The 18495-nt window shown below is 66.6% G+C and carries 12 protein-coding genes; 8 read left to right on the top strand and 4 right to left on the bottom strand.

Going from position 1 to position 18495, the window contains the following annotated elements:
• Positions 1 to 77: 77 nt before the first annotated feature.
• Positions 78 to 1013 (top strand): methylmalonyl Co-A mutase-associated GTPase MeaB, encoded by a 936-nt coding sequence (gene meaB, locus ACZ5LB_RS12365; protein ID WP_464602529.1) that lies wholly within the window; start codon positions 78 to 80, stop codon positions 1011 to 1013.
• Positions 1014 to 1043: 30 nt separating this feature from the next.
• Positions 1044 to 2213 (top strand): response regulator, encoded by a 1170-nt coding sequence (locus ACZ5LB_RS12360; protein WP_464602528.1) that lies wholly within the window; start codon positions 1044 to 1046, stop codon positions 2211 to 2213.
• Here the strand turns inward: ACZ5LB_RS12360 and ACZ5LB_RS12355 are convergent.
• Complete coding sequence (locus tag ACZ5LB_RS12355) at positions 2210 to 3100, bottom strand: DMT family transporter (RefSeq protein ID WP_464602527.1); 891 nt, start codon at positions 3098 to 3100, stop codon at positions 2210 to 2212. The genes ACZ5LB_RS12360 and ACZ5LB_RS12355 overlap by 4 nt on opposite strands.
• Positions 3101 to 3224: 124 nt before the next feature.
• Here ACZ5LB_RS12355 and ACZ5LB_RS12350 point away from each other — a divergent pair, with 124 nt between their 5' ends.
• Entirely contained in the window at positions 3225 to 4547 is a 1323-nt protein-coding gene (locus ACZ5LB_RS12350; protein WP_464602526.1) for a cytochrome ubiquinol oxidase subunit I, read from the top strand.
• 10 nt (positions 4548 to 4557) lie between these two features.
• On the top strand, positions 4558 to 5604 hold the full coding sequence (cydB, locus tag ACZ5LB_RS12345; RefSeq protein WP_464602525.1) for a cytochrome d ubiquinol oxidase subunit II: 1047 nt from the start codon (positions 4558 to 4560) through the stop codon (positions 5602 to 5604).
• Between the two features lie 9 nt (positions 5605 to 5613).
• Here the strand turns inward: cydB and ACZ5LB_RS12340 are convergent, their stop codons facing one another.
• Complete coding sequence (locus ACZ5LB_RS12340) at positions 5614 to 6774, bottom strand: winged helix-turn-helix domain-containing protein (RefSeq protein WP_464602524.1); 1161 nt, start codon at positions 6772 to 6774, stop codon at positions 5614 to 5616.
• Between the two features lie 59 nt (positions 6775 to 6833).
• Here ACZ5LB_RS12340 and rsmI point away from each other — a divergent pair, with 59 nt between their 5' ends.
• The 4 genes from rsmI to ACZ5LB_RS12320 all read left to right on the top strand — a co-directional run bounded on the left by rsmI (position 6834) and on the right by ACZ5LB_RS12320 (position 15375).
• The gene (gene rsmI / locus ACZ5LB_RS12335) at positions 6834 to 7688 is read left to right on the top strand and encodes a 16S rRNA (cytidine(1402)-2'-O)-methyltransferase (protein WP_464602523.1); all 855 of its coding nucleotides are present in this window, start codon (positions 6834 to 6836) and stop codon (positions 7686 to 7688) included.
• A gap of 206 nt (positions 7689 to 7894) precedes the next feature.
• Complete coding sequence (locus ACZ5LB_RS12330; protein ID WP_464602522.1) at positions 7895 to 9175, top strand: porin family protein; 1281 nt, start codon at positions 7895 to 7897, stop codon at positions 9173 to 9175.
• 242 nt (positions 9176 to 9417) lie between these two features.
• Positions 9418 to 10275 carry an AraC family transcriptional regulator gene (locus tag ACZ5LB_RS12325; RefSeq protein WP_316414253.1) on the top strand — a complete coding sequence of 286 codons (858 nt, stop codon included), beginning with the start codon at positions 9418 to 9420 and terminating at the stop codon, positions 10273 to 10275.
• Positions 10276 to 12369: 2094 nt separating this feature from the next.
• A complete protein-coding gene (locus ACZ5LB_RS12320) occupies positions 12370 to 15375 on the top strand; it encodes an RHS repeat domain-containing protein (protein ID WP_464602521.1) in 3006 nt (1001 codons plus the stop codon).
• 364 nt (positions 15376 to 15739) lie between these two features.
• Here ACZ5LB_RS12320 and ACZ5LB_RS12315 read toward each other — a convergent pair whose 3' ends face one another.
• Positions 15740 to 17317, bottom strand: a complete 1578-nt coding sequence (locus tag ACZ5LB_RS12315) for an amidase (protein ID WP_464602520.1) — start codon at positions 17315 to 17317, stop codon at positions 15740 to 15742.
• Between the two features lie 40 nt (positions 17318 to 17357).
• Entirely contained in the window at positions 17358 to 18476 is a 1119-nt protein-coding gene (locus ACZ5LB_RS12310) for a flagellar brake protein (protein WP_464602519.1), read from the bottom strand.
• Positions 18477 to 18495: the final 19 nt, after the last annotated feature.

The following is an 18495-nucleotide window of genomic DNA, read 5'->3' as shown; positions in this document are numbered from 1 at the left end:
TGGCTACGTTCCATTGAAATCATAGCATCTCCGCGGACGCCTCCCCGGCCGTGGCCCTTGAATGGCATCCTGGAGGCATGGAAAACGCTTCCCGGCTTCTGCGACCCCTCCTGGACGGCAGCCCCAGGGCCCTGGCCCGGGCCATCACCTGGATGGAGAACGGCCACCCCGAGGCCAGGGCCCTCATGGCCAGCGTCTGGCCCCACCTGGGCCGCGCCGTGGTCCTGGGGCTGACGGGATCCCCGGGGAGCGGGAAATCGACGCTCACGGACCAGCTGGCCCGGGCCCTCCGGGCCGAAGGCAAGCGCGTGGGGATCCTCGCGGTGGATCCCACCTCCCCGTTCAGCGGGGGCGCCATCCTGGGCGACCGCATCCGCATGGGGCGCATCGCGTCCGACCCGGGGATCTTCATCCGTTCCATGGCCACCCGCGGGGCCCTGGGGGGCCTGGCCCGGGCCACCCAGGACGCCATCGACCTCCTGGACGCCGCGGGGTGGGACGTGGTCATCGTGGAGACGGTGGGCGTGGGCCAGGACGAGGTGGACGTCGTGAGCTGCGTGCAGACCTGCTGCGTGGTGCTGGTGCCCGGCATGGGCGACGAGATCCAGGCCATCAAGGCCGGCATCATGGAGGTGGCCGACATCTTCATCGTGAACAAGGCCGATCGCGAAGGTGTCGAAAAGGTCGAAATGGAGATCCAGGCCATGAAGTCCCTCGGTTCGGCGAAGGCCTGGGACCCCCCCGCGGTGCGCACCGTGGCCTCCCAGGGGGACGGGATCCCGGACCTGCTGGCAAAGATCCGCGAACACGGCGCGTGGTTGAAGGAACAGGGCGGTTTCCGGGTCAAGGACCGGGAGCGGGCCCGGGTCCGGTTCGGCAGCCTCCTGGCGGAGGAGGCGGCCCGGCGCGCCCGGGCGCGCGCCGGTGCCGAGAAGGTTGAGAAACTCATCGAGGCCATCGCCGGCCGGGCCCTGGACCCCTATGCCGCGGTGGATCAGGTTCTTGATTGTTGAGTTTTTGCAGCCGCTGAACATAATCTCGGCATGACCGTTGAATTTTTCCAGATCGATGACACGGCCTCCATCCGGATGGTCTTCCAGCGGCTGTGCCGAGCCGGCGGCGACATCACCCTGAAGGTGGAGGGCCGGGACTGGACCTTTCCGATCTTCGAGGAGGTGGAGGGCCGGATCCTGGCGGGCATCACGGCGGCCGAGCGCGCCAAGTGGAACATGAGCGTGGGCGACCACTACCCCATGACGGTGTTCGACCGGGGCCGGAAATTCCAGGGCACCGTGGAGGTGGCCGACTTCGGCAAGCTCGAGGGATCGGACTGCGTCCACCTGGAGCAGCCCCGCACGCTCAAGGGCCGGGACTACCGCGGGCTCTCGGACTTCCTTCCGGAAAGGCCCCTCACGGCGGTCTTCACGAGCCCGGCCATGGATTTCTGCGACGCCCGCATCCGGGCCCTGGGGCAGGACGGCCTCCTGCTGCCCCTCTACGGCACCGGAGCGGTCAAGGACGGCCAGCTCAAGCTGGACACGCCCACCACCCTGGAACTGAACCTGGACCTGGACAACCGGTTCGTCCTCAAGGCCGTGTGCGACGCCCTGGAGGAGGGGGTCGCCGGCATCCGGTTCACGGAAAAGCACGACGCCCCGGTGCTCAAGGCCTACCGGCTGTGGCTCAACGACGCCAGGGTCGCCCAGGACCGCAAGGACCGGGAGCTCTTCCAGACCCGGGGCGTGCGCGCCGAACGCGGCAGGGTGGAAGTCGCCAAGGCCGGGCCCACCCTCCAGGTGCTCTCGGACCGGGAGCCCCTGGTGCTCGTCATCGGCGAGCCCCCCTTCTCGGCGCGGATGGCCGAGGCCGTGGGCCGGAAATTCGGGGTGGCCGGCCTGGACTTCGCCCGGGGCGAAGTGCGTCCCCTGGTGAAGTCGCTGGGGGTGGAGGGCACGGACTGGGGGCGCGTGAAGCTCGTGGTGGTGCACCAGCGGCTGCGCTCCATGAGCGGCATGGAACTGGCGGGCAAACTCATCAAGGACGAGGGCTGCCCCGTCCCGGTCCTGGTGGCCGGCCCGGAGGAGGACGCCCAGCTCAAGCGGAACCGGGCCCTGGGCCTGGGGGCCGTGGACTTCCTGCCGGTGGAGCCCTTCCGCATCCTCGCGGTCATCCAGGCCCTGGACCAGACGTTGCGGATGTTCTATCCGGCCTAGACCCAGAAAAGCGCCGCCGCGCCGGCGATGGAAAGGACCGTGCCGGCCCACGCCCTGCCCGAGATCCGCTCCTTGAAGACGCCCATGGAGATGGGCAGGAGCAGCACGGGCGACAGGGACATGAGGGTCGCCGCGACGCCCATGGACGTGTGCGTGATCGCGAACAGGGAGAGCACGACCCCCACCACCGGGCCGGTGATCGCTCCCGCGAAGATGTAGAGCGAGGCCCGGGTGTCGCCCAGGCGCCGCGCATAGTCCATGAACCGCCCCCGGAAGATGAACCACACGCTGATGGCCAGGGTGCCGGCCACCACCCGCACCAGGTTCGCCGAGACCGGGTGGAGCCCGCCCCGCATGCCCAGCTGGGACAGGATGAGGCCCACCGACTGGCCCAGGGCCCCGCCGATGCCCAGGAGCACGCCCAGGACCACGTGCCTGGGCCGTTCCTGTTCACCGTGGCCTTCGCCCACCACCCACGCGATGCCCGCCAGGGTGACCAGGATGGCCGCCACCTTCGGGAACCCCAGGGACTGGCCCAGGAAGACCCGCGCCAGGATCGCGCTGAACACCGGGGACAGGGTCATGAGGAGCATGGCCACCCGCGCGCCCAGGAGCAGGAAGGCCTCGAAGAGCAGGGCGTCCCCCAGCGCGAACCCGATGAGCCCCGAGACCGCCAGGAGCGCCAGCCGCTGCGTCCCGGCGTGGAAGGGGAAGACGGTGCCGAAGGCCGCCAAGTGCACCGCCGCCAGCATGGCCAGCGCCATGTACAACCGCGCGGCGTTCACGGCCTGGGAACCCACCCGGCGGCCCGCGACGGTGAAACACACCGAATTGAACGCCCAGCAAAGGGAGGTTGCGAGGGCAGCCAATTCGCCAGCGTAGGCCATGCGGACTCCGGAGCAGGCGCGCCGGCGCCTGGCCTCATATTACGATGGATCTTCTCCGGCTTGTCCAAACCTGTGGATCCGGTCTACTATTTCCAGGTCGCAGCATACGAAACGGGGTCCTGGCATGGATGGTCTACTTTTCTGGCACCGGTTCCAGTTCGGGTTCACGGCGACGTTCCACTATCTGTTCCCCCAGCTCACCATGGGCCTGGCGCTCATGATCCTGGTGTTCAAGGGCCTGGCCCTGGCCCGGGGGGAGGAGCGCTACAACGAGGCCGCGCGGTTCTGGATCCGCATCTTCGGCCTCACCTTCGGGGTCGGCGTGGTGACGGGCATCCCGCTGGAGTTCCAGTTCGGCACCAACTGGGCCCGGTTCTCCCGGGACGCCGGGGGCGTCATCGGCCAGACCCTGGCCATGGAAGGCATGTTCGCCTTCTTCCTGGAGAGCACGTTCCTGGGCCTGCTGGTGTGGGGCGAGCGCAAGCTGGGGCCGAAACTCCACGCCGCCACGGCCCTCGCGCTGTTCCTGGGCAGCTGGCTCTCGGGATTCTTCATCGTGGCCACCAACGCCTTCATGCAGCATCCGGTGGGCCACCGGGTTCTGGCGGACGGGAGCCTCCAACTGGTGGACTTCTGGGCCTTCCTCATGAACCCGTGGGGGCTGGTGCAGTACGCGCACACCATGACCGGGGCGGTGGTGACCGGCTCCTTCGTGGTGGCCGCGGTGGGCGCCTTCTGGACCCTGCAAGGTGTCCACGCCGCCCAGGCCCGGCTCTACCTGAAGGCGGGGGTGATCGCGGGGTTCCTGGGCGCCTGCGCGGCGGCCTTTCCCACGGGGGACCTCAACGGCAAGCAGGTGGCGCGCCACCAGCCCGTGGCCCTGGCGGCCATGGAAGGGCGGTGGAAGAGCGGACGCTACGCCGAGGTGAACCTCATCGGGCAGCCCGACGTGGCCCGCCAGCGCCTGGACAACCCGGTGCGCCTGCCCGGAGTGCTCAGCTTCATCGCCTACGGCTCCTTCTCCAGCGACGTCAAGGGCCTGGAGGATTTCCCCAAGGACACCTGGCCCACGGAGCTGGAACTCCTCTACTACGGCTTCCACATCATGGTGGGCCTGGGCACGCTCTTCATCGGCCTCATGGGTCTGGCCGCGCTCCTTCTCCGCGGGGGGCGCCTGGAGCGCACGCGGCCCCTGCTCTGGTGCATCATGCTGGCCTTCCCGTTCCCCTTCATCGCCAACTCAGCGGGGTGGATGGTGGCTGAGCTGGGGCGCCAGCCCTGGACGGTGTTCGGGCTGCTGAGGACCTCGGCGGGCACGTCCGCCCTGGTGCACCCGGGCCAGACCGTGTTCACGACCCTGGGCTTCGCCGGGCTCTACCTGGTGCTCGGCCTGCTCTACCTCTTCCTGGTCTCCCGGGAAGTGGCCCACGGCCCCCAGGGCCACTGAGGAGACGGCCATGGAGATGCTCTGGTTCTGGATGGTGTCGGTGGTGGTGGCGGTGTACGCCGTGATGGACGGTTTCGACTTCGGGGCGGGGGCGCTGCATCTGTTCGTGGCCCGCACCGACACGGAGCGCCGGGAGGTTCTTGGGGCCATCGGCCCCCTGTGGGACGGCAACGAGGTGTGGCTCCTGGCCGGCGGGGGCCTGCTCTTCCTGGGCTTCCCCAAGGTCCTGGCGGCGGGCTTCTCCGGGTTCTACCTGGCCATGTTCATGGTGATCTGGACCCTGATCCTGCGGGGCATCTCCATCGAGTTCCGCTCCCACGTGTCCGACCGGCTCTGGCGCGCCTTCTGGGACGGGGGCTTCGCCCTGGCGAGCACCCTCATGCCGGTGCTCCTGGGCGCGGCCCTGGGCAACGTGGTGCGAGGCGTGCCCTTGGACGGCTCCGGCTTCTTCAACATCCCCCTGTTCACCCATTGGGGCGTGGGCAACCCGGTGGGGATCCTCGACTGGTACACCCTGCTCATGGGTCTCCTGGTGCTGGCCACGCTGACGGCGCACGGCGCGCTCTTCCTGGCCTGGAAGACCACCGGCGCGGTGCACCGGCGGTGCCTGGCCGCGGCCCGGCCCCTGTGGGCGGTCGTGGCGGTCCTCGCCCTTCTCGCCACCTTCGCCACGGCCCGGGTGAACCCCGACGTCTACGCCAGGCTCCCCCATGCCCCCCTGGCCTGGGCCGGCATGGCGCTCTTCCTGGCGGGGCTGGGCACGGTGGCGGCGGGCTTGTGGAAGGGGCGTCCGCTGCTGGCGTTCCTGGGCTCGGGGTCCTTCATCGTGGGCATCCTGGCCGCCACGGCGGCCTGCGTGTGGCCGGTGATGCTGCGTTCGACGATCGACCCCGCCTTCAGCCTGTCGGCCCTCAACGCCAACGCCGGGGCCTACGGGATGCGCTCAGGCCTGGTGTGGTGGGCCCTGGCGTTCCCCGTGGTCATCGCCTACTTCGCCATGCTGTTCCGCATCCACCGCGGCAAGGTCCAGGCCGCGGGGGACGGGGAAGGCTACTAGGACTCCGTCCTAGCTCCACTCCACGTCCCGGGCGCCGATGCGCGCGGCCAGGGCCTCCGCGGCCCGGGCCACGGCGGCCTTGCGGGCCTTGGTGGCGCGCACGCCCCGTTCCAGCCACAGGCCCTTGATCTCCAGGACGCCCCGCTCCCGGTGGAACTTGGGATCCAGCCTTCCCACCAGGGCCTCCCCTTCGAGGATCGGCAGCACGTAGTACCCGTACTGCCGTTTCCCTTCGGGAACGAAGGCCTCGAACCGGAAGTCGAAATCGAAAAGGCGCAGCGCGCGGGCGCGGTCCCGGAGGATGGGGTCGAAGGGGCACAGGAGGACGGTGCGGTCCGCCGGTTCCGCCAGGCGCCGTTTCCAGTCCTCGGGCGCGAAGGCCTGCCTTCCGTCCTCGGTCTCCACGGGGCGGATGCGTCCGGCCTTCTCGGCCTGGGCGCACCACTCCCGGGCCTCGGCGGGGCCCAGGGCGTCGTAGTAGTCGGCGAGTTCCCGGGGCGTGGCCACTCCCAGGCGATCCAATGCGGTGGCGCAGGCCCACTCCCGGTGCTCGGCAGGGGTGGAGGCCGGCAGGGCGTGGGCCTCCGGGAAGACCCGCTCGGGCAGGTCGTAGACCTTGTGGAAGTTCACCCGGCTGGCCACGGCGAGCTCCCCGGCGTGCCAGAGGAACTCCAGGGCGGCCTTCTGGGGCTTCCAGCCCCACCACGCGCCGGCGCCCTTGTCCCGCTTGTGCTCGAAGTCCGCGCTGCGCAGGGGCCCCTCGGCGCGGATGCGCTCCAGGACCAGGTCCAGGAGCTCGTCGACCTTTTCGCCGACCCGTTCCCGCCACCAGGCGTTGCGGAGGATCCGTTCGCGGCTGCGGGGGAACCTGACCTTCCAGTGGGGGTAGGAGGCCAGGGGAATGGCCGAGGCGTCGTGGGTCCAGTGCTCGAAGAGCCTGCGGTCCCCCTGGAAGAGGGCGTCGAAGGCGGCGGGGGTGTAGCCGTCAAGGCGGCTGCCGAGGATGAGGTGATGGGCACGTTCCACGACGTTGATGGAGTCCAGCTGCACGTAGCCCAGCTGGCGGACCAGGGCCTCCAGGCCCGGCGGGGGCGGGCCCAGGAGGGCCTGGGCCGCCAGGAGGAGGCGCCGGGCCTGGGATTGGGTGACGGGTTCGGGTCTGCGGGCCATGGGTCTCGTCCGGGCGGTTGGGGCGCGTGAATCCTGCCAGAATACCTCTGGAGGCCCCCTTGGCTGGACATCTCATCCTCGTGCCCACCCCCCTCGGAAACCTGGGGGACCTGACGGAACGGGGGCGCGACGCCCTTTCTGAATGCGACCTGGTGGCCTGCGAGGACACGCGGCGCACCGGCGGGCTCCTGGCCCATCTGGGAATCGACAAGCCCCTGGCGCGTTTCGACGACCACGCCCCCCTGGAGGCGCGGGAGCGCGTGGCGCTGGCCCTGGCCGCGGGGCGCACCGTGGCCTACTGTTCGGACGCGGGAATGCCGGGCGTGAACGATCCCGGCTTCGAGTTGGCGCGCCTGGCCCGGGAAGCGGGGGCCCGCGTCACCGTGCTGCCGGGGCCGTCGGCGGTGACCCTGGCGGTGGTGGCCTCGGGGCTGCCCAGCCACGCCTTCGGCTTCTGGGGCTACCTGCCCTCCCGCAGCGAACCCCGCAAGGCGATGCTCCGCCGTTTGGCCGGCAAGGAGGAGACGGTGGTGGTTTTCGAGACGCCCCACCGGATCCATGAGACGTTACTGGAGTTGGAGGAGATCGTGCCCGACCGGGAGCTGGCCCTGGGCCGGGAACTGACCAAGCTCCACGAGACCTGGTACCGGGGCACCCCTGCCCAGGTGAAGGCGGCCCTGGGCTCGGAGGGCCGGGGGGAAATGGTCCTGGTCATGGCGGGAGCCGATGCCAAACGCACAGTTTCAGAGGCGTTGGACGAAAGCGAACAGGGAGACGCCCTGCCGGAGTGGGCCGGCCGGTTCCTGGATGCCGCCCGGGAAGGGGGCATGACGCTGAGGGAGGCCGTAAAGCCCCTCGCCAGGCACCTCGGGCGACCCGCGAGCGATGTATATCGCATGGCAATTGAACGGTAAACACGACTTAAGCGGTCGGGCATTCCGTAAAATTATGGTCAAAACGCGTGATTCTTGATCCTTCGGTCAAGATTTGTGGTTTCCTTTGTCCTAGATGCTCCACCACCGCTTCCGCACGACGGGTTTCCGACCCTGGCCCTGAGCCCCGGTTTCCGTTCCGTGCGTTCCTGGTCTCCCTCACCCCAACCCCTCACAGGAGCCAAGCCATGAGGATTTCCCGCATCTTCGGCGTCGCCGCCGTTCTCACCGCCGCCGGGTTCGCCGCCCAGGCCCAGGACGTCAAGGTCAACATCCTGACCGAGTTCTGGTACACCCAGATGATGGACAGCAACCTGCGCAACAACGGCGCGCAGAACGTGGTGTCCAACTATTACGGCCTCGACTCCCGCTTCACCGAGAACACCTTCAACGTCAAACGTGCTGAGATCTACTGCAACTACAAGATCAACGACGAGTGGGCCGGCTACGTCATGTTCGACCCCAGCCTGACCAACACGTCCTCCGGCGCCAACTCGGCCACGACCAACTCCGGCGCGGCCCTGCAGGACTGGGTGATCACCTGGACGCCCAAGGGCACTGGCCTCACCGTCAAGGCCGGCCAGATGAAGATGCCGACCACCTACGAATCCACCCTCATGTCGGCCCGGGACATCTACTTCTTCGACCGCGCCCAGATCAGCCGCGTCCTCGGCGAGCGCCGCGACCGCGGCGTCATCGCCACCTACAGCTACGGCAAGGCCGACGCCTTCAAGGGCAACGTGAGCGCGGCCATTTCCAACGGCACCTCCGACGACGGCACCGCCGGCAAGACCGCGGTGGACCAGAATGCGCAGAAAGACTACACCTTCCGCTTCGACGGCAGCTTCACCTCCGCCCACAAGTTCGGCCTCTGGTACCGCACCGGCCAGACCAACCTGAAGTCCTCCACCACCGTCAGCGCCACCCTGCCCGCGAACTGGGTTGCCGCCGGCGTCACCCAGGCCGACCTGCTGGACAACCGCGACAAGACCTCCGCCACCGGCCTGTTCTATTCCTTCAACACCGCGAAGGTGCATATCCTGGGCGAATTCGCCACCGGCCTCGTGGGCCGCCGGTTCCCCACCCTCTTCGGCGCCGCCGCGGCCCCCAGCCGGGAGCACCTGGACCAGAAGTTCCAGACCTTCGCCATCACCGGCGTCTACAAGATGGGCGCCCACCAGATCGGCGCGCGCTACGACATGTTCAACTACAACTCCGGCGACGACTACTACGGCGCCGTCAACCCCTACAAGCCCACCACCGGCCTCAACGCCGGCGGGGACTTCTCGCCCAAGTACACCGAGACCACCCTCGGCTACAACTACGTGTTCAATCCCTCCAAGAACACCTACGGCAAGCTGAAGCTCGACTACATCCTGCGCAGCAAGAACTTCCTCCGCGCCATCGCCGGCCAGTCCGGCGAGCAGGGCGGCGACAGCCTGGTCCTGTCGGTCCAGATCGGCTACTAGTCCGGTAGGCTCAAGGACCCGGGGCACGCCCCCGAGGGGGGGGTGCCCGGGTCCTTTCCGGAAAAACCCGATTTTTTTGCAATTGGACAAAAGCATGTTGTGGTTGTTAAAAAGCATCGCGGATATGCTTTCAAAAGATTGAAATCCGAAGCCTACAGCCCGGGGGTTGGCCCGAAGGGGCGCAGCGCTCCCAACGGGTCCGTCCATCCACCCTTCCTCTTCATGTGTTGAAGAAAAAGCCCATGACCGGTCCTGACACCAAGAACGTCCAAACCCACACCAGCGGCCCGCTGCGTCTTGTGATCCTCAAGCGGGATCCCATTCCGGCCAAGGCCATGCCCTCCAACGAAAGCTGGACCCTCATGCTCCCGACCAGCCCCATCCGGGTCTGCACGGGCGAGGACATCGAGGAGGGGGTCATCCCCCGGGGCAGCCTCGCGCTGTTGATGCCGGGGTTCGGGCACACGTTCAAGCGCCACCACCCGGATTCCCCCTTCGGGTTCACGGCCCTCCAGATGGACGGTCCCTTCCCTGAGCCCCTGGTTTCGATCCTGCAGCACCCGCCCCGCAAGTGGCAGGAGCAGAGCTTCGCGGTGCTCCGCAGCCAGAGCCTCAAGCAGCTCTTCGGGATCTTCAGCCAGGAGATCTCCAATCCCGATGGCCTCCAGCTCATGACCCGGGAGCTCTTCCTCATCCTGCTGGGCGCCGAGCTGAACCGCTTGTGCGAGAAGGAGGACCGGGCGCGGTTCCCCTACCGCCTGAGCCGTTCCACCCTCCAGCTCGTCCTGGACCACATGGAAGCCCACCTGGGCGCCCCCAACAGCGTCCCCGAAATGGCCAAGCTGGCGCGGTGCACGCCGGACCACTTCATCCGCCTGTTCCGGGAAGCCACCAGCACCACGCCCCACCAGTACCTCATCGAACGCCGCCTCCAGCGCGCCGTGCAGCTCCTGTCCGACGGCGAACGTCCCCTGGACGTGGCCGAGTCCCTGGGCTTCTACGACGCCTCGGCCTTCACCCGCGCCTTCAAGCGCCGCTTCGGCGTGCCGCCCAGCAAGTACGCGCAGGAAGCCTACGACCGGCAGTTCAAGAAGAACTGAACTTTTTTTGGAGGCTCAACCTGAGCCCACGCAGGGCCTGGGTCTGACGGTCCTCTGCCGCCTGCTTGCGGGCGGGGCATCGTGAACTAGAATCTCGTCTCCGAGGCATGCGGGGTCCGGCCCTAGGCTGCGACCCGCCTGCGAGGGGCCATCATCCTGCCGGCCGGTGTGGGTTTCCGGCGGTGGTGGAACCGCATCCGGCGGTTTCCATGGATTCACGAGATTCACCTGTTTGCCTGCAGAGGGGGTAACCGTGAGCAATCGACGTTTGGGCGGAGCCCTGGCTGCTTTTGTCATCCTTCGGGCCCCCTGCATCCTGCAGGCCTGGCCCTCTTCCCGGGGCGCGGAATACCGGGTGGAGCCCGGTTCGGGTGCCCTCTCCTGGGTCCTGACGGTTGGCACGGTGCCGGGGGACCTGCCGGTGACCGTGGCCTACCGTCATCAAGGGACCACGGGCAGCCTGCATTTTGGTTATATCACCCCCGCCCAGGAGGGAAGATCGGGTAGCCAGGTACTCGAGGATGGAAGGTCGTTCCTCGACGCGGACTGGGAGCCCGACGCAAAGGCCGGGACCGCTTTGGCTCAGGCATACGGCTTCACGGTTCCTGCGCCTGCCCTGGATCCCACCCGGACGGTCGGGTATTGCGATTCGGACCCCGGGGACCTTGGCCGCCTGGGCCCGGTGGTGAGCGGCCTCACGGCCTCCCGTCGCCTTAAGGTGGTCTTCGACCATCGGCGAGCCCGGATCTTCGCTTTCCACGACACCCTGAATTTATTCCTCCCTGTGCTGTGGGTGGACCGGTTCGGCCATGAGGTCCGCTTCCGTTGGCAGGAGGTCCACGATGGCATGGCGTCGTCTCGAGTCCTGCAAGTCACCAATGCCCTCGGGAAGGGTTTAAAGGTCACCTGGCCCGCCGGCAAGGCCTCAGAAGCCGGTGATATCCTCCAGATGGATTTCTTCGGCATGCGAGGGCCCTCTCTTCGAGTCCAGGGCCGCGCAGTACCGTCATCCGCACACCCCTTTTCCACGGCCCGGCCGGACCGTGTGAGCCTGGGGGAGTCCGGGGATATGCGGGAATGGACGTTCGGGTACGAGACATCTGGCGTTCCCGTCTTGAATTCCCTCCGGAGTCCACAGGGGCTGATCTCGACTTTCACCTGGGGGGAGGGCCGGTTTCCCGACGGTTCCAGCCTCCTGGGTGTGACCCGGGCCATGGATCAGGATGTCCGCACGGGAACCACGTTCGTACAGACCTGGCACAGGGAAATCGCAGGTGCGGGGAGCTGGTCCGTAAGCCATGTGGCGAAGTACTCCGATGGAATGCCCACCGAGGGCCGAAGGACGGACTACACCTTCTCCGCATCACCGGCCCACCCATTCTGTCGGAGCGAGCGGATCCTGGGGGCTGCGGGAACGGAAAGGACGACTACGTTCGACACCCCCTGCACCCGGGCGATGATGGCCGTTGCACCCCGGTGGGAATCCATGTGGCAGAGAGCGGAAGCCCGGCGGTGGACGTATTGCGCACCCTCGAACCGCCCTCCCGGAGGGTGCTGGCGGAAACCGTGGTTGTTGGTGGCGAGAACGTCCAGACAAGGACAATGGAGTATGGAGACGCCCTCCCTGGCGAATCACCATCCGTGATGACCACGACCCGCCAGGGGCACCCGGCCGTCATGGAACTCCGGGCACGTTCAGCCCAAGGCGCATTGATCCGCCATACGATCCGTGCGGGAGGCCAGGAGCGGGGGAAGTGGTACACCCGCGACGCGGATGGGCGGCGAACCGGCGCAAGGGTGGTGGCCTCATGGACGTCGGACACGGGAATGATACGGACCTGGGAACAGGGCCCTCTGGGGAAAACCGGCCTAACCATAAACGGGCACCACCTCGTGGAGCCGCTCCGAGAGTCCTGGGTCTACACCGACCGCGGACAGGTCGGCCGGCATACGGATGCCAAGGGGAATGTCACAACCTTTTCTTATGACCTTTGGGGCCGGCCCCTCGAGGTGAGGACGACAGGGTTGCCGGATCTCCGGTACGCCTATCCGGACGAGAATACCCGCACCTGGAGCCAGGGGCGTCGGAGTGGAGTGGAATGGAAGGATGGATTCGGGCGCTTTCGTTCCCGGCGTCGCGGCGATGGGGTGACGGAAACCTTCGCCACCGATACCTTGGGCCGCATCGTTTCGATCCACGAGAGCGACGGGACCAGGTCCCGGTTGGTCCGGGATGTCACCTGGGATGCCCTGGACCGGATTTGCCTTGAACGGTCGCCGTGGGGGCCGGACTTGGCCTGGAGCTACCGTGCCGAAGGTACCGCCTGGCGGTTGGAAAGCCGTTCTGGCCTGGCTCTGTCCATCGATCCCTGGGGGCAGGTCATCAGCCGTTCGGATGCCGAAGGCACCACCCGGACCACCCATAACGCGTTCGGCCAGGTAACCCGTTTGACGCGGATGGAACCTGGCGGCCTGACCCAGACTCGCAGCTTCAAGTTCGACAGCATCGGCAACCTGACGGAAATGACCGAACCCGAGACCCTCACCACCACCTTCGCCGACTTCAACGCCCTGGGGCAGTGCGGCTCCGAGACGGATGCCTCGGGCAGGAAGATCCGGAGATCCTTTGATGCCCTGGGCCGTGTTCTCGAAGCAGAATCCGGCGGCCTGAGGGTTTCGGCCAGGTTCAGGGGGCCCCTCCTTGTGGGCCGGGAGACCTCCGAAGGCCTGCGGCAGACGTTCACCTACTCCGCCCCAGGGAGCCGGATGGATTCGGAAACCTTGTTCATTGGGGGTGTTGAACGGACGGTGCGCTATGAATACGACTCCAGCGGGAGTATCGCCAGGATGACATATCCATGCGGCCGTACCGTGACCTACGGCTTCGACTCCTTGGACCGCATCGTGAACGTGGCCCACAACGGCGCGCCGCTGGCCTCCGTCACATACGACGGCTGGGGGAATCTTACTCGCCTGGGGTTCTCCAGCGGAGCGGCCAGTTCCTGGCGCTGGGATGATCAAGGACGCCGGTGGCAGGACTGGACCGTTTCCCACGCGGGTGGAACCCAATCCCGGGCTTTCACGTGGGACGGCATGGAACTCACGGGCGCCGGAGAATGGTTGATGCTGAATGACCGAATGGGCCGGCTCAGGGAAGCTGCAGTCGATGGCATGTGCACCGTCCACGACAGCGACGGCTTTGGCAATGCCATCTTCCATGGCGTTTCAGGAACTGCGCCATCCGGATTCAACGCATTCAACCTGGCGCCCCTGGCCGACAACCGGATGCCCGGGGTTCAGCCCAACGGCGCCCTGACGGGCTGGGTCGTCGGTTCAAACGGGGAGCCCTCCCAGGTGGGCACAGGAACGGGCAGTCAGCGCTACCTGGATCTGGCATGGGACGGCTTCGGGCGCCTCACGGCCGTTTCAGATTCGATCGCCGGGAATGTCCAGTCGTACCGATATGGGCCCCAGGGCATGCTGGCACGGGTCTCGGACTCCGCCAACCCCGGGCTGGATCGCCAGTTCGTATATTCGGACCGGGGCCAACTCCTGGCGGAGTATCACGGGGATGGTCGCTGGAACCGGGATGTCCTTTACCTGGGCGACGAGGCGATCGCCGAAGTGGATGGCAGCGGGGTCCACGAACTTCATTGCGACCATCTGGGCACGCCCCGGATTGTCACCGCGGGTACCGGGACCATCGAAGGCAGGCAGGATTTCGGCCCCTTCGGGGAACCTATGGAAAACGTGTGCGGCTATGCGCCGCTGACAGGTTTCACCGGGCATCTGCGCACGGAGACCACAGGGCTTATATACATGAGAGCGCGCTTTTTCAGCCCGACTTGGCACCGGTTCTTGTCTCCGGACCGAGGCGCCGCCCCCCTCTCCTGGAACCGCTTCACCTATGCGGATGGGACACCCTTTCTCGTGACCGATCCCACGGGAATGGCCGACAAACCACCTTTTGCCGGATCTGCCACCGTGACCGTGTGGGGAAATCAGGGTCCCATTCCCTACCATCTGGGCCCGATCCCCAATGATCGGCCGATTCCGTACATGGGGATTCCCGGACCTCTATTCGCCCCGAACGTGCCGATGGCTCCGCCGCATTCTGGTGTAGGTGGACCGCCGGCTTCGGAGCGACCGCCGGACCCGAGTGGGCCTGCGATGGTGTGTGGTGGCCGCGGTTCCGGCCCCACTGGGATGACCAACAGCGAATTCGAGGAGTGGCGGAGGAATCCGAACAATATCTTCTCTGCGACTTTCAGGAGCCGGCCTTCACCGTTCCCTCCCGTGACTGGGGATGCGGAGGCGGCAAAGGCACGTGAGGCCGAGAAAAGGCGGAAGGATGAGCGGAAATCATTCGAGGAATATGTTGCTCAATGGAAAATCCAAAAGAGCCTTGAAGTTCAATTCAATAACTTAACGATTCAGAAATCTGAGGTATCTTCAAGGGCCCAGGTCGAGGCGGCCGAAAAGGCGCTGGTGGAAGCCCTGAAAAGGCAAGGTGATGAATACACGAGGGTAATGCGAATAACAAGGGGCGTGTCCCTTGCTGATGCCCAGAAGAACATCAAAAGAAGTTCGGAATCCATCAACAACGAAATCCAAGCACTCGTGAATGCGGAGCGCGCCAAAGAAGGGCTTTCTTGTGAGCGGGTCAAAGTCGAGATCCAGCACATAACCGGAAATTCTCGGTGGGGCCATCTTGTCATAAAAGTTGGCGAAGGGGACCCGCTTGGTCTGGTCCCAGACTCGGGCCTGGATTCAACAATTGCGATCGCAAGGAATGCTATTGGCTCCGCATTGACTTCGGCGCAGCCATTCTCATCGTTCGTTGGAGGTCGTATCGTATCGAAGGATCCGAAGGAGAAGGTGCTTTCTGCAACATCATTGGAGGTTAGCCAAGAGGAGGCATTGGTGATGATCAAATATATGGAAAAGGCGATATTGGTTCCACAAATTTATCATCCGATAAGCCGAAATTGTGTTTCATGGGTTAGGGAAGTGCTGAAATTTTCAATTTCAAATGTGCCAACTGTCGTGACGCCTGAAGAGATGGTAAAATCATTGATTCAACAGAAGAAAGGCCAATAGGAACTCGGTTTTATGCGCAAAACTCTTCCGATAAAAATGGCTTATATTGGATGTGTATTGGGGATATTGTCGTTTGTGGTTTTTTGGTGGGTTAGATATTTTAATCCTTTTGATTTGCCCTCCTCGTACGATGCCGCCAAATGCCAAACTTTTTCGGCTGGCAAGATGTATTTTTTTATCAATAATATGATTCTCGTAATGAGCCCAGGGCATTGTATCCAGATTCTCTTTCTCGGAAGCACGGGATGGTTGTCATTTGTTGTTTGGGGGATGGGCATAATCTTGAATGGGGTTATTTTTTATTGCCTTGGTCACGTGCTGGCGTTCCTTGGGCGGATCCTGAGGCATATGAGACGGTGAAGGCTCAGCCCAGCGTCGCAAGATACTTCGGCGCCCGGCGGGCCTTGGTGGCCTGCTCGAAGGCGTAGCCCAGCTTCAGCAGCACCGGCTCGCTCCAGGCCCTTCCGAAAAAGGACAGGCCCACCGGAAGGCCCATCACGAAGCCCGCGGGGACGGTGAGGTGGGGATACCCGGCCACGGCGGCGGGGGTGGCGCAGCTGGTGCCGTAGTTGTCGCCGTTGACCAGGTCGGTCACCCAGGCGGGGGTGCCGGTGGGGGCGATGATGGCGTCGAGGCGGTTCGCGTCCATGACGGAGTCGATGCCCTGCCGGGAAAGGGTCCGGCAGGTGTCCAGGGCCTTGAGGTAGGCGGGGTCGGTCAGGGGGCCCTTGGCCTGGGCGTCGTACAGCAGCTCCTGGCCGAACAGCGGCATCTCCTTGTCCTTCATGCGTTCGTTGAATTCGATGAGGGAGGCCATGTCGCGGATGGGGGTGGTGACGCCGCGCCCGGCCAGATAGGCCTCGAGACCGGCCTTGAACTCGAAGAGCATGGCCTCCAGTTCGGCCTTCTCGTAGCCGGCGGTGGGGACGTCCACGGGGTCCACCAGCACGGCGCCCCGGGCGGCCAGGGTCTTCAGGGTGGCCTCCATGAGCTCGAGGACGCCCCGGTTCCCGGAAAAGAAGGAGCGGGCCACGCCCAGGCGTGCGCCCTTGAGGCCGTCCGGGTCCAGGAAGCGGGTGTAGTCGGGGTGGGCCCTGCACCCCGCGGTGGCGGGATCCCGGGGGTCGGGTCCGGCCATGGCGCCCAGGAGGATCGCGGCGTCGCGCACCTTGCGGGTCATGGGGCCCGCGGTGTCCTGGGTGTGGGAGAGGGGGATGATGCCGGTGCGGCTCAGGAGGCCCACGGTGGGCTTGAGGCCCACGATGCCGCAGGTGGTGGCGGGGCTGACGATGGAGCCGTCGGTCTCGGTGCCCACCGCCGCCGCGCAAAGGCACGCGGCCACGGCGGCGCCGGAGCCGGAGCTGGAGCCCGAGCAGTTGCGGTCCAGGACGTAGGGGTTGCGGGTGAGGCCGCCCCGGCCGCTCCAGCCGCTGATGGAATGGGAGGAGCGCAGGTTGGCCCACTCGCTGAGGTTCGTCTTGCCCAGGATCACGGCCCCCGCGGCGCGCAGGCGCGCCACGATGGGGGCGTCCGCGGGGGGCTTGGCGCCCACCAGCGCCAGGGAGCCCGCGGTGGTCTGCATGCGGTCGCCGGTGTCGATGTTGTCCTTGAGGAGCACGGGGATGCCGTGGAGCGGGCCGCGGGGGCCCTTTTCGCGGCGTTCCCGGTCCAGGGCCCGGGCGATGTCCAGGGCCTCGGGGTTGACCTCCAGGACGGCGTGGAGGGTCGTGCGGTCCAGGGTGCGGATGCGGGCCAGGTAGTGCTTCGCAAGGCCCTCGGCGCTCCAGCGCCCGGTCCTCATGCCTTCGGCCATCTGGTCCAGGGTGGCTTCGTCCAGGGCGGGGCCGCCGGACCCGGGAACCTTGGCCCGGGCGGCGAACGCGGCGCCCGCGGCCAGGGCGAGGCCCAGGAAACGACGGCGGTCGAGGGTGGTGAGGCTCATGGGTGGCTCCGGTTTCGAAGCAGTCTACACCCGGATCCCCTCAGGGCTCGGCGGGGGCCATGGGGCTGTCCCCCCCGTGGGTGTTCCGCCGTATGATGCCCTGGGCCAGGCGCTGGAGGAACAGGCCCCGGGACGGATTCCACACGATGGCGCTGGAGGCCTTCCATTCGGCGGAAAGCTCGAACAGGGCCGTAGCGTCCACCTGGGTGCCCAGGAGCAGGACGGGCACCTTGGGGAGGGTCGTTTCCACCAGCGCCTTCAGGAGGCGCCGCTCGTCCAGGGAGGTGCTCTTCACGTGGAAGATGGCCAGGGGCGGGGCCGCGGCCAGGGCGTCCTTGATGGCCTGGGCGGAGTAGGGCAGCCGGATCAGGGGCTGGATGGGGGCGAGGAATTCGCGCAGGGCCGTTTCCAGGGCCGGGTCGGCGCTCACCAGGAGGATGCCGGTGGGACCCGCGGCTTGCGGCTTGGTCGCCCTGTCGTTCAGTTCCAGGCGCTGGGCCAGGCGCTCCCGCTCCTCCTCGCGGCGCAGGAAGATCCACCTGGACAGGGGCTGCTCCGTGCGCTCGGGCAGGGCGGGCCGGAAGGCCAGGCCGAGGGTGCGGGCCCCCAGGTGGCGGACCTCGGCCCGGGTCTCGATCTGGATATCGGGGGACAGGGGGATGGAGAGCAGGAGGGGCGTTCCCGGACCCATGACCGCGGGGTCCACGTCCCGCTGGGCGTGGATCTTGGCGCCCGTGGCGCTGATGTCCACCAGGGCGCCCTGCAGCAGGTCCCCCTTTAGGGTGCTGTAGGTGACCAGCACCCGTCCCACGCGCTCCACGCGGTAGGAGTCGCGCTGGTCGTTCTCCGTGAGCGTCCTGGGCAGGGACAGGCGGATCGTGCGGCGCCCGTCCAGCATCCCGAGCCCAAGCACCTCCACGTGGGCCTCGAAGAAGCCCAGGCCATCCGGGAACCGGATGGTCAGATCCGGCGCCCGCAGGCCGAAGGTGGCATCCTCGCGGCTCATGGTGGCGAGGATGTGCAGCTCGCCGTTGTGCACCGCCAGGAAGGAGGACTCGAAGCGCAGGTAGGGCGTGGCGAGGATCAGGAGCTCCCGGCGGGCGCAGGCCTGGGCCAGGACATCCTGGATCTCGCCGGATTTCTTGATCGCGTCAGCCACGGGCCGCTCCGAAGGTTTC

Source organism: Mesoterricola sp. MK458 (assembly GCF_055384935.1).
This window is presented reverse-complemented; position numbering and strand designations above follow the sequence as displayed.

What these genes read in the sequence shown, in the direction of transcription:
- meaB (WP_464602529.1), top strand. Translation starts at nt 78, where the DNA reads ATGGAAAACGCTTCCCGGCTTCTGCGACCCCTCCTGGACGGCAGCCCC.
- ACZ5LB_RS12360 (WP_464602528.1), top strand. Translation starts at nt 1,044, where the DNA reads ATGACCGTTGAATTTTTCCAGATCGATGACACGGCCTCCATCCGGATG.
- ACZ5LB_RS12355 (WP_464602527.1), bottom strand. Translation starts at nt 3,100, where the DNA reads ATGGCCTACGCTGGCGAATTGGCTGCCCTCGCAACCTCCCTTTGCTGG.
- ACZ5LB_RS12350 (WP_464602526.1), top strand. Translation starts at nt 3,225, where the DNA reads ATGGATGGTCTACTTTTCTGGCACCGGTTCCAGTTCGGGTTCACGGCG.
- cydB (WP_464602525.1), top strand. Translation starts at nt 4,558, where the DNA reads ATGGAGATGCTCTGGTTCTGGATGGTGTCGGTGGTGGTGGCGGTGTAC.
- ACZ5LB_RS12340 (WP_464602524.1), bottom strand. Translation starts at nt 6,774, where the DNA reads ATGGCCCGCAGACCCGAACCCGTCACCCAATCCCAGGCCCGGCGCCTC.
- ACZ5LB_RS12330 (WP_464602522.1), top strand. Translation starts at nt 7,895, where the DNA reads ATGAGGATTTCCCGCATCTTCGGCGTCGCCGCCGTTCTCACCGCCGCC.
- ACZ5LB_RS12325 (WP_316414253.1), top strand. Translation starts at nt 9,418, where the DNA reads ATGACCGGTCCTGACACCAAGAACGTCCAAACCCACACCAGCGGCCCG.
- ACZ5LB_RS12315 (WP_464602520.1), bottom strand. Translation starts at nt 17,317, where the DNA reads ATGAGCCTCACCACCCTCGACCGCCGTCGTTTCCTGGGCCTCGCCCTG.